11 protein-coding genes are annotated in these 12140 nt (G+C 37.1%); 6 read left to right on the plus strand and 5 right to left on the minus strand.

All coding sequences use genetic code 11. The features are described 5' to 3' along the window. Nucleotides 1-5 precede the first annotated feature (5 nt). A complete protein-coding gene (locus EM808_RS29850) occupies nt 6-89 on the plus strand; it encodes a hypothetical protein (RefSeq protein WP_412973749.1) in 84 nt (27 codons plus the stop codon). 73 nt (nt 90-162) lie between these two features. Here EM808_RS29850 and EM808_RS23600 read toward each other — a convergent pair whose 3' ends face one another. The 3 genes from EM808_RS23600 to pepF all read right to left on the minus strand — a co-directional run bounded on the left by EM808_RS23600 (nt 163) and on the right by pepF (nt 2516). Then, complete coding sequence (locus tag EM808_RS23600; RefSeq protein ID WP_127741453.1) at nt 163-420, minus strand: transcriptional regulator SplA domain-containing protein; 258 nt, start codon at nt 418-420, stop codon at nt 163-165. 17 nt (nt 421-437) lie between these two features. Then, nucleotides 438-581: a hypothetical protein gene (locus tag EM808_RS28780; protein ID WP_164849768.1), complete on the minus strand. Its 144-nt coding sequence runs from the start codon at nt 579-581 to the stop codon at nt 438-440. Between the two features lie 120 nt (nt 582-701). Beyond that, nucleotides 702-2516 (minus strand): oligoendopeptidase F, encoded by a 1815-nt coding sequence (gene pepF / locus EM808_RS23605; RefSeq protein WP_127741455.1) that lies wholly within the window; start codon nt 2514-2516, stop codon nt 702-704. Nucleotides 2517-2770: 254 nt separating this feature from the next. On the opposite strand from pepF, the gene EM808_RS23610 reads away from it, so the two are divergent. After that, nucleotides 2771-4912 (plus strand): PAS domain-containing protein, encoded by a 2142-nt coding sequence (locus tag EM808_RS23610; protein WP_235856701.1) that lies wholly within the window; start codon nt 2771-2773, stop codon nt 4910-4912. A gap of 201 nt (nt 4913-5113) precedes the next feature. Continuing rightward, nucleotides 5114-5869: a 3D domain-containing protein gene (locus tag EM808_RS23615; protein WP_127741459.1), complete on the plus strand. Its 756-nt coding sequence runs from the start codon at nt 5114-5116 to the stop codon at nt 5867-5869. A 46-nt stretch (nt 5870-5915) separates the two neighbouring features. Here EM808_RS23615 and EM808_RS23620 read toward each other — a convergent pair whose 3' ends face one another. Beyond that, nucleotides 5916-6644 (minus strand): hypothetical protein, encoded by a 729-nt coding sequence (locus EM808_RS23620; RefSeq protein WP_127741461.1) that lies wholly within the window; start codon nt 6642-6644, stop codon nt 5916-5918. Nucleotides 6645-6795: 151 nt separating this feature from the next. On the opposite strand from EM808_RS23620, the gene EM808_RS23625 reads away from it, so the two are divergent. Further along, on the plus strand, nt 6796-8850 hold the full coding sequence (locus EM808_RS23625; RefSeq protein WP_127741463.1) for a methyl-accepting chemotaxis protein: 2055 nt from the start codon (nt 6796-6798) through the stop codon (nt 8848-8850). Between the two features lie 500 nt (nt 8851-9350). Here the strand turns inward: EM808_RS23625 and EM808_RS23630 are convergent, their stop codons facing one another. Then, the gene (locus EM808_RS23630) at nt 9351-9587 is read right to left on the minus strand and encodes a helix-turn-helix transcriptional regulator (protein ID WP_127741465.1); all 237 of its coding nucleotides are present in this window, start codon (nt 9585-9587) and stop codon (nt 9351-9353) included. A gap of 293 nt (nt 9588-9880) precedes the next feature. Between EM808_RS23630 and EM808_RS23635 the strand changes: the two genes are divergently transcribed. Further along, a complete protein-coding gene (locus EM808_RS23635; RefSeq protein WP_164849769.1) occupies nt 9881-10450 on the plus strand; it encodes a glycerol-3-phosphate acyltransferase in 570 nt (189 codons plus the stop codon). A gap of 44 nt (nt 10451-10494) precedes the next feature. Then, entirely contained in the window at nt 10495-12111 is a 1617-nt protein-coding gene (locus tag EM808_RS23640; RefSeq protein ID WP_127741469.1) for an aminotransferase class V-fold PLP-dependent enzyme, read from the plus strand. The last annotated feature ends 29 nt before the right edge of the window (nt 12112-12140 follow it).

The raw sequence follows: 12140 nt of genomic DNA on the forward strand, positions 1-12140 counted from the left end.
ATTATATGTACGAATATAACTATAAAAGATTCCAAAAACGACTCAACCAGTGTGCTCCGGTTGAATACCGAGTCACACTGGCTGCATAGTCTTTTTTATGGCTGTCTACTTGACAGGGGTAAGACCAGGTTTATGGGGGTCTTTTTTTAGGGGCTTAGATTTTTAAAAGTAATTGTCTATTTCATCTTGATACATTTGATTGTATGCACTTGTTGCATCAGACTCCGAGTGAAAGAGTGCATCATCATCTTCAATCGTATGAAATGTATCGTTTAAAAATAATGCTAGTGCATTAGGGTCTTTTGGATGCTGCACAATTTCTGCTGGCTTCACATTGGAAACCGATGGTGTATGTGGGTTATGGTAGATAACATATACTTCGTCACCAAGTTGAAGGTCTTTTGGGTCTACTGTGTCCATAGTTAGTCTCCTTTTTATTAAGAGTTTTCTCGTTGTTGTCCGATTTCTTTTTCGGCAATGAAGCTGTTGGCTGATTCAAGTCTGGCGAGCTCGTCGACTGAATCTCCGCGATCGTTTGTACGAAGGTGTTGATTTATTTCATTTTCTTGCGTTTTTTTCATGTTATCTTCTCCTTTAAAAACAGTGTTTGTAAGTAGAAGGATATTTATGATGGAAAATGACAGCAAAAAAGCAGCTATCGTTTATAGCTGCTTCTAAAAACCTAATTAGTAAGGTGCTTTTTAGTTAAAGCTGTCTGCTAGTTCGTCAACTAATGTGCCGACATAGGCAACGGCTTTTTTGATTGCATCTGGTTTTGACATATCCACACCTGCATCGTTCAGCAATTGTAGTGGAGTTTTTGTTCCGCCTGCACGGAGGACATCGAGCCATTTTTCGACTGTTTCTTGGCCGTTTTCGCGAATGCTTTCTGCGACTGCTGTTGATGCTGTTAAACCTGCAGAGTATGTGTATGGGTATAGTCCCATATAATAATGAGGCTGGCGCATCCATGTCATATGGTCCTGCTCTGTAATTTCAACAGAATCTCCCCAGAATTCCTTTAAGATATTGCCTTTAACATCATTAAAGACGCTTGCTGTTAATGGTGTACCTTCTTCAGCGAGCTTATATATTCTGCGTTGGAATTCACCTTCCAGCAAATGTGTAACAAAATTATGATAATAAGTGCCCAAGAGCTGAAGAATTGTCCAACGTCTCATTCTATTGTCATCAGTACGTGCAAGCAGATAGTCTGCAAGCAGCATTTCATTCATAGTTGATGGTGCTTCAATAAAATAAGTTGATGGTCGTGTATTTACGATTCTTTGGTTTTTGTTTGCCAAGTAGAAATGACCTGCATGACCAAGCTCATGTGCCAGCATAAATGCACTTCTCATTGTATTGCCCCAAGTGATTAAAATAAATGGGTGAGAGCCATATGGGCTTGAGCAAAAAGCACCTGTGGATTTCCCTACATTATCAGCTAAGTCAACCCATCTTTCTGTTAACGCTTTTTTCATGATTTCCGAATATTCTGGTCCCATCACCTTCAGGGCTTCCAAAATAGTTTCACTAGCTTCCTCATAAGTTGTCTTTGGGTTGAAGTCAGGATCTAATGGTGCCTTTAAGTCACAGAAAAGCATCTTATCTAGCCCTAATTGCGCCTTTTTCAAATCAGCAAATTTTCTCATTATCGGTGCAAGCTCGTTAAAGATGACACTGATTTGATTATGATACATTTCTGTTGTTACTTCCTGTGGCTCCAATAGCATATCTGTGACGGAAGCATAACCGCGAATATTTGCAATGGTCACTTGTTTTTTTACTTCTGTGCTGTATGCTGCAGCGATTGTATTATTATAGTTAGATAAACTATCTGTGAATGATTTATAAGCTTTTCTTCTAATGGAAGGATCTGGAGAGAACTCATATACATCCTCAAACAAGGCGAAGGATACAGGTAACTCGTTGCCTTTCTCGTCTTCAATCGGAGCGAAGCTCATATCTGCCAATTTACTGTTTTGATACACTAAATAAGGAGAGGCGTGAATTTGTCCTAAAGATGCAAGTACTTTTTCTGTTTCACTCGACAATGCATACTTTTTAGCGGACAGAATTTTTTTAATATTTCGTTTATATACCTCGAGCTCTGGTTCTTCCGCAAGAAATTTCTCTATTAACTCTTCTGGCATCTCGAGAATTTCAGATTGAATGAAGGAAAGAGTACCGTTTACTTTTGCGTTTAATGCAGCAAAAAGGGAGGAGTTCGCTTGATTTTCAGGATTTGTTCCATCTTCTGATTGCTTTAAGGACGCATATGTACTAATTAGAACTAGCTTCTCAAGTAACGTTTCTTGAGCCTTCAAGCATTCAAGGAGGGTGGAACTGCTGGTATGCAGTTTTCCTTTAAAATTTTCAAATGCAGGAATGCTGCTTTCCGCCTGTGTCAGCGCTGCTTTCCACGCTTGTCCATCAACAAAAAGGTCTTCTACCTTCCATTTCAATGCATCTGGCACATCTTTTCGAAATGGCCTTGTTTGTTTTGTGATTTGCAATATAATTCCTCCCCAATTATGGTATTTAGTGATACGAAATGATTATATCACATTATTTAGAATAGTAAGTATTTATTTGATTTAGAAACTTTAAGCATATTAAACATTATTAATTAATCAGAAAGGACCATTTCCATGGAAAGATGGGGAAAAACACTTTCATCTATATTACATTTCCATTACAATCATAAGTGTTGTTAAATTGTCATAAACTTTTCATTTTTAATTTTTAAAATGGTATGGGAGGATCAATTTTGTATAACTCCATTCTAGTATTCATTAGCATAATATTAATTTATATGGCTAGTTACACTTCATTCGATTTGTTTCAACTCGTTAAGGCGTCTGAAAAGAATAGCCGGTTTTTATTTTTAGCGAGCACTTTTTCGCTAGGCTTTGGTTTTTGGGTTATGAGCTTTGTTATTTTGATGGCCAATAATATATATGCAACAGCAACCTATGATATCCCAATTGCAACATTATCTATGTTAATTGGAATATGCTTTGCCGGTATGGCTTTTTATTCTATGCTGGACAAAGAGAATAATAAGCATCGGATTTATGTTAGCAGTTTGTTTTTCAGCTTTTCGATGCTGTCAGTATTTGTATTAGGGCTGTATTCAATCGGAAATTCCGTTCAAGCAGAAAATATCCCTGCCATTATTATTAGTTTTCTATTATTATTTAGTGGCTTTTGTTTTTCCGTTAAATTATCTTTTTATCCTAATAAAAACTCTAAGATAAAACAAAGTATTATAAGACCATTTTGCAGCTTCATCATCACAAGTGTTTGTTTTGTCAGTCATTTGATTCTCATGTTCGGCATGACACCAATCGAATATGATCCATCTCATTACGATGACAGCTTTATCGTATATGTCGTTTTATTTATTACCATCTTGATACTTGGTGGACTAATAGGAACAAGTACATTGATACGGGAGAAGCTGGCAGTAAATGATATAAATGTTCGGGACATGCAGCATGCTTTAGATGAATCGTCCATTGTAGCCTTCACAGACAAAAATGGCATGATTACATATGTGAATGATAAATTTGTCGAGATATCTAAATACAGCCGTTCTGAATTACTTGGGCAAAACCATCGCATCATTAATTCCGGCTACCACTCACCAGAGTTCTTTAAGGAATTGTGGAAAACCATTAGCTCCGGGAACATTTGGAAAGGGGAAATCCGCAATAAAGCAAAGGATGGCAGTCATTATTGGGTGGATACCGTCATTGTTCCATTTATGAACAAAAAGGGTGAACCATATCAATATGTATCTATAAGAAGAGATATTTCAGAACAGAAACAGGATCAATTAAGAATAAAGGAAATGGTTCAGGAGGTAAGCGATATAAAGTTTGCTCTTGACCAATCGAGCATTATTGCCTTTACAGATAAGCGTGGAATCATCTCAAATGTGAATGATAAGTTTTGTCGCATATCAGGATACACTTCGGAAGAATTAATCGGACAAACACACCGAATTGTCAATTCTGGCTATCATTCAGCCGCTTTTTTCGAAGAGCTGTGGAATACCATATCTACCGGAAATGTTTGGAAGGGAGAAATTCGTAATAAAGCGAAAAACGGCTCCTACTATTGGGTAGATACCACCATTATTCCTTTCATGGATAAGCAAAACAAACCTTTTAAATACTTAGCAATCAGAAATGATATTACGGAAAAGAAACGGACAGAGGAAATTCTTCATCGTCAAGATAAGCTTGCTGCTGTCGGTCAGCTTGCTGCAGGCATAGCTCATGAAATTCGGAATCCATTGACGTCCATTAAAGGGTACACAGAATTTTTGAGTATGGATGAAACAGGTAAAGACAGGCAGGAATTGTTTTCCATCGTTCTAGAAGAGATTGAGCGTGTCAATTCAATCGTTGAGGAGTTTATGGTGCTTTCTAAACCAACAGCTGCGAGTTTGCAGAAAAAGGAAATCATTCCGATTATCACTAATGTACTTTCTGTTTTGGATTATCAATTAAGAAAAAGCAAGATAACAACACAGTTAACCTTTGATGATAGTGAGTCATTAGTAGAGTGTGATGAAAATAAGCTGAAGCAGGTTTTTCTTAATTTCATTAAAAACGCTGTGGAGGCAATGCCAAATGGCGGGAACTTACTAATAGCTGTTAAATCCTCTGAGGAGATAAAAGTTGAAATCAAGGATAATGGAGTCGGGATGACAGAAGAACAGCTCCAAAAAATAGGTGAGCCATTCTTTACAACAAAAAATGATGGAACAGGTTTAGGTTTACTTGTTAGTTTTAAGATTATTGAGAGCTTTAAAGGGAAAGTATATATAGAAAGTGAAAAAAACAAAGGTACATCCTTCCATATTTCATTTCCAAAAGCCAATAATACTCTAGGTGAATGAACCTATTAATTTCAATATACTTCCAAAAGGGTAAGAGCAAGGATATATAATTTTATACTATTCTGACAATTAGACTTGTAACTGTTAAGGCTTTGTCATATTAGTAATGGAATTGGTATCTCCTTGTTCTTTTTATTTGCGCATTTCATGTTAAGATAATACCCGTTAGCTTGTTTAAGCTAGTTAGGAGGTAAAAAGTAAATGAAAAAATTATTATCATTTATTGCATGCGCAACAATTGCCACTTCCATTGCGACTGAAGCGAAGGCGGCAGAAGTCACAGTTAAAGAGGGAGACACACTTTGGAGCATATCCAAAGACTATGATGTTTCCACAGAAGACATAAAAACTTGGAATGACCTTAATTCTGACATAATTAAAGTAAACGATACATTAGATCTCCAAGTGGAGAAAACGCATAAAGTTAAAAAAGGCGACACGCTTTGGAGCTTAGCGAAGGATAACGACAATACAGTTGATGATTTAATGAAGTGGAATAAACTCCCTTCTGAAAAAATCTATGTTGGTGAAGAACTGATTGTCGATAATGGCATCGAGAAAAAAGATGCTGACAGCGCAGTGAAAGAAGAAAAACAAGAAGAAAAACAGGAAAAAAAGGCAGTGAAAACAGCTTCTGCACCAGTTGAAAAAGACGATTCCGGCAATGCAGAAACAGTTACTGTTTCAGCTACAGCCTATACAGCGGACTGTAAAGGTTGTTCTGGTATAACAGCAACAGGTATAGATTTGAAGGAAAATCCTAATAAAAAGGTCATTGCAGTAGATCCAAAGGTCATTCCACTTGGTTCAACCGTATATGTTGAAGGCTACGGAAAAGCAGTAGCAGGCGATACTGGTGGAGCAATTAAAGGAAACAAAATTGATTTATTTATGTCTTCTGAAAAAGATGCTTTAAACTGGGGAAGAAAACAAGTTGAAGTCAAAATCATTGACTAATAAAGCACAAAAAAAGGATAGCATGCCGCTATCCTTTTTTTGTGCTTTATTTCTTTTCCTTCTCATTTGTTTTAACAAAAAATTTTTGTACGGGAATAACCATCGATTTTAAATTGTCCTCGAACTTTGCAGCTAAAAATTCGATTCTTTCAAAAATAACTTCTTTTAAATAATCCATTTGTCTCGACAATTTGCTGATTTTCCCATCTGTATCCTCGACTTTTTCTAAGATAGTCTGTTGGAATATTTCTTGAAGCTCTAATTTTTCTTCGATTTGCTGCTGTGTTTCTTCTGTTTGATTTATTTTTTCCTGTAAGGCAGCTGTGGTTTGTTTAAAATCCTCGAGGGTTTCTGTAAGATTACTGATTGCTTTATCCTGAAATACGAACTGATCGAGAATGGCAGTATGAACATTTTGCTCATCTGAAAGCTTTTGGGCATTTTCTTTTGCTAATTTTTCTGCAGTAAGAGCAGATTGAAGAACCGCCTTTAAATGATCCTGATTATTTTTTGTTTCTTCTAGAACCTGATCAGTAACGTTTCCCTGAATGTAAAGTAATTCCTCGAGCTGCTGCAGCTTTTCTGCTTGTTCTTGCGTATTATTATTAGCTTGCAAATAAATATCCTCTAATTTCATCCGCAGCATTTCGTTTTTTGCATGTTGTGCTGCCATATATGCCTCTAAATAGTTGTACTGGAAAACAGATTGCGAAGTAGCTGCCGTTATATTTGTCTCTGGCAAGTAAACGGGTGAACTTTGTTTAAGGTCAGGCAAATTATTTCCTCCTCTTTTTTCGTATCATTACAGCTTATGAACAAATGTTAAAAAAGGTTGCAAGTGGAATAGTCTGAATAAAAGGCTTGGACTAAACTAGAGACCAAGATGTCCGATATAAAGATGTACTATTTATATTGGGAGGTAACATATGTCTTTAAAAAACAAGATGATTGGCATAACAAGCGTAATCATCATTGTGCTTATAGCAGCATCCAGCCTTTTGCAGTTTGTTGAAACAAATAAGCTAAAACAAAATACAGAATTAGTTATACAGCAGTTGGAATCAAATTCAAAAAAGGATGTAGAATCAAAACTGACTGGGCTGTCAACGGAAATTTCTCAGCATGTTATGGTTTTGGAGCAGCAATTAGATGAAAGTATGGCTAATGCTGCATACACACTCCAACAGATTGATGCACAACGCAATGTTTCAAACGAAGATTTGAAACAAATTGCCAAACAAACAGAAATGACCGATTTCTTATTGACCAATGATAAAGGGGTGTTCACCCATTCCACGGATAAGGCTTCCATTGGTTTTAACTTACTTACCTTCGATCCAAATGTAAAAGGACTTATAACTGGTGATATGAAAATGTTGGAGGGACCTTTAACAATTAAGAAAGAAAATGGAGAGATTTTTAAATTCACCTCTATTCCGAGACTTAACGGGAAAGGAATATTGGAAGTCGGACGTAATGCAGAAGTATTTGAAGACTCTCTTTCTAAATTCATTCAGCAGGGTAATGGTGTTCAATCCATATACTTGATTAGTAGCAGCAATGTTGTATTAACAGAGTCGTTGAAAACAGGGCAGGAATCTGTTCTTAAAAAGGGTTCCACAACAAAAGATGACACAATCAAAAAAGTGGTTGATTCAAAAGAACCGACATTAAACATGGAAGACAAAAAAGCTGAAATTTATTATCCAATCATCGTGGACGAAGAAGTGAGATATGTACTGCTTGCACAGGTAGATACCACATCCTATTTCCAAAATGCAAAAATTGCGAGTGGGACATTAAATGATGTTCAAGACAGCTTAACAAAAACAAATATAACGTCCATTTTCTTGTCATTAATACTATCAGCAGTCCTAATTGCTGCATTAGTTTACATTATTAGAAGAAGCTTAAAGCCGTTAGATGATATTAATCTGCAAGCACAAAATATCGCTCAAGGTGATTTGCAAAATGAGAAGGTTCTGATTCAGTCAAAGGACGAAATTGGGGAGCTTGCATCATCCTTTGGTATGATGACTGAGAACTTGCGAGGAGTTATTCACAAGGTGAGAGCAGCTGCAGAACAGGTTGCTGCCTCAAGTGAGGAGCTCTCTGCAGGTACAGAGGAAATGAACGCAGCGTCAGAGCATATTTCTGCAACAATCCATGAAGTAAACCACGCGATGGACAAACAAGTTTCAGAATTAGAGGAAACAGACAAATCTGTGGCAAGCATGTTAAACTATGTCCAACATATAGCTGTGAGCTCAGACAGTGTAACAAAAAGATCTGTTGAGGCGTCAGCTAAAGCAGCTAATGGAAATAAGGCAATTGGCACAGTTGAGACACAAATGGATAGGATAAGTAAGCGTGTGAAAGAGTCAGCGACTGTGATTACAGAGCTTGGAAGCTATTCAAGTGAAATAGGTGAAATTTCTCAAGTAATAACAGCGATTGCCGATCAAACAAACTTGCTTGCATTAAACGCAGCCATTGAAGCGGCGAGAGCAGGTGAACAGGGCAAAGGCTTTGCTGTTGTGGCAGAAGAGGTTCGCCATTTGGCAGAACAATCCTCTGACTCAGCAAGTAAAATCAGTGGGCTTATCGGCAGAATTCAAAAAGAGACAGCTAAAGCTGTGGAATCAATGAATGATGCAACGGCCGAAGTGGACGGCGGCATTGTAGTAGTGAAGCAAACGGGAGAAATCTTCGGTGAAATAGAAACTGCTGTTGATGAGGTCAGTGAACAAATCACTTCTGTATCACAATCTGTTAAAGAACTGAATAACGGCATGGAAAAAATCGTTCAGGCAATTAATCTTGTTAAGCAAATGGCAGAGCAAACAGATCAAGGAACACAAAACGTATCTGCTGCAACAGAAGAACAAATAGCATCCATGCAGGAAATATCAGCATCAGCCATAGGTTTAAGCAAAATGGCAGAAGAGCTGATGCTGGTAATAAATAAATTTAAACTGTAAAAAGCTTAAAATAGAAGCTGAGACATACGTATGTAAGTCCAAATAAAAACCAAACTATCTTATCATATTGATTAATAGTTTGGTTTTTTGTGTTTCTGTTTGAGAACAATAATCATTGTAGCAGAGGACGCTCCGAATGCTTGGGAAGTAGAGATAATTTAAACCCACAGACGAAGATGCCTTCTGAAAAAAGTATGCGGTTACAATAAAAGGAAACAAATTAATGAATAAGTCCAAGATTCTTGTTCAAGGGTATATGAAATAAACTTATAATTCATGTTTAGGAAATAATGGAATGAAACCGATGCAAACGAAGGAAGATTAGTATATTCAAAGAGGAATTACACATTTTATTTCTAATAAAAAAACTTATGTAAGCAGCATTTTTCTGTATGTATAAAACGGGTTAGCAGAATAAAGATAGTATAGGAGGGGAGTTCATTAACTAAGCAAAGTGGATAAGAAGAGCAAGATGTTTGCTCCTCTTCATTTGCTTTTTGTTACATGAACGGAGGGATGCCTTTAGTAAATTCAGAGATAATTGTAGTGATGGACTGAATGTCCTGATCATCTATGTTAAATGCCGTTTTTACCTTGTTTTCAAGCTCTTTGCTGACATTTCTTTTGCCAACTTCTACAAGGGCAATCAAAGCAAAGCTACAATTGACAACCTTGGCAAAGTCTCTTTGTGTCATTTCGTAGTTCTTTCTAATAAATTTAATAATTTCTTTGTTCATAATGTTCACCTCGGTTTTACAAGCAAATACGATGAACCAGGTGTTCGCCGCCTGATTCAAAAGCAAAATTGGATTTTTAACTATTGTCATCTATCTTATATCGGATAGATTGCTACATTCATAATAAAAAAACTAAAGAAATTATTCAAGGAGTATTTAGAAACTGTAAATAAAATAACTTAAAATGGTCTTTTTTGAAAGAGAAAATAATAAAATTTGTGTAAATTTATTCTAATGTTGTATAATTCACTTGGATAAAAATAACATTTTATATAAAAAACATGGATGGTGGTATGTTGCTAGTTTTATATTTAATCTGCGCTTATTTAGTTGGTAATCTCTTATTTGGTTTTATAGTAGGCAAAATGCAAGCTGGAGAGGACATTCGGGCAGAAGGAAGCAAAAATCCTGGAGCGAGGAATGCTGGAAGGCTTTATGGGAAAAAGGCTTTTGTGCTTACATTTCTAGGAGACGCCATGAAAGGAGCGGCAGTCATCATCATCGGTCGCCTGCTTGGCTTTTCAACAGCTGTCCAGCTTTGCGGCTTGCTGTTTGTTTGTATTGGTCACATAAAACCAGTCTTATTTCAATTGAAAGGAGGGAAAGGGATTTCCACATTAATTGGAGGATTGCTAGCTGTTAATTTTTGGTTTGTTCCTATTATTATTATCAGCTTCTTCCTATTTTATTTATTATATAAAGGCTTTACAGTACCTGGGCTATTAAGTCTGCTTGTTTGTGCTGGCGCGTTATTCTTTATCGAGAAGGAGTTTATGCCAGGGATAATTGCCCTGCTTGTAGTGACTATAGTGATATGGGCACATAAACTTCATTGGAGACAATTTCTGTTAATAAAAAACTAACATAACGTTCATGTTGACTAATTGCTTGGAGAGGGGTTCTTTATATGGCGAAAGCATCGTCCTATCTTTTTAAAATTGCTTCACATCCACAGGAATTCGAACAGATATTTAGGTTAAACCATGAAACATTTGCAGAGGAAATTCCACAGCATGAGAAAAATGAGCAAGGGCTGTTAGTAGATGCTTACCATGAACATAATACATATATTATTGCTTTGAAGGAAAAAGAGGTAATCGGAATGATTTCCCTTGCGGATAATCGTCCATTCTCCTTAGATAAAAAGCTTGGGGATATTGGTGATTACCTCCCTAACCAAATGAACATCCATAGACTTTGTGAAATACGGCTGCTGTCTGTAAAGGGAAAATACCGGAAAACAAAGGTGTTTATCGGCTTACTGCGAATGCTGCATCATGTTTTTAAGGAGAAGGGGTATGAGGGAGCAGTCATAAGCGGAATTTTGCGAGAAGAAAAGCTGTATCGACATATCGGTTTTATTCCTTTTGCACATCAGGTAGGAAGTGCGGGAGCGATTTATCAGCCGATGTATATAACGAAGGATCATATCCTCTTGACAGAGAAGCTTCTCCCATCACCTGTATCGTTTTTGCCTGGGCCTGTACGTGTTTCAGAGGAAATTCTCCAGACTCTCGGACGCCAAGCCTTCTCACACCGTGATGCTGCCTTTATGGAGCTGATAAGGCGAGTTCAAGCATCGCTGACACAAATGACGCAAGCGAATTTTGTACAAATTATGATTGGTACAGGAACACTTGCTAATGATGCTGTCGCCGCGCAGCTGGCATTATTAAAAGGAAAGGGACTTGTTTTAAGCAACGGAGAATTCGGTGAACGCTTAGTTAATCGAGCAAAAAGGTATCAATTACAATGCCGAATAGTAAGAAAGACTTGGGGTGAGCCTTTTACAGAAACAGAGCTTGCTGCTGAGCTAGATTCAGAAATTGATTGGATATGGTATGTACACTGTGAAACCTCAACAGGCACTGTCAACGAGATTGAAAGGATAACGAGGATGATTGGCGGCAAACCGATAAAACAGGCTGTGGATTGTATAAGTACAATAGGAGCACTGCCTGTCGACCTTAAGAATGTATACTTAGCAACAGGGGTGAGCGGCAAAGGCACTGAATCAATTTCAGGCTTAGCGTTCGTGTTTCATAATCATGAGATTCAACCAAATGAACATATTCCGCCGTATTTAGATTTAGGGTTATACTACCTGCATGATAGTGTACCTTACACCCATTCATCCTCCTTGCTAAGTGCCCTTGAACAAGCGCTCACCAAGGATTTTACGAAAAAATACAGCGATGTTGCTAACATGTATGCATACACTTATAAAAGATTAACAGACTCACAGTTCGAATTATTACCAAAAGAACAGCAACATTCCTCTCCGATCATCTCCATTCTTCTTGATAAGCAGATATCAAGTGTTGAAATTGGGGAATGGATGAGAAGACAGGGCTATTATCTGCATTATCAAAGTAGTTATTTACAAGAACGAAATTGGATTCAAATTTCCATGTTAGGAAATGTATCGCTTGCTGAAATACTCGATATGCTCGATTTATTTGAGTCGATGTGTTTATATTTACGGAATTTACAGGATGAAATCACCGAGGCATTGTTGGATTAAAGATAAACCAACTTGAAGATTTGTATAAT

Source organism: Niallia taxi (assembly GCF_004005475.1).
Classification (GTDB): domain Bacteria; phylum Bacillota; class Bacilli; order Bacillales; family Cytobacillaceae; genus Niallia; species Niallia taxi.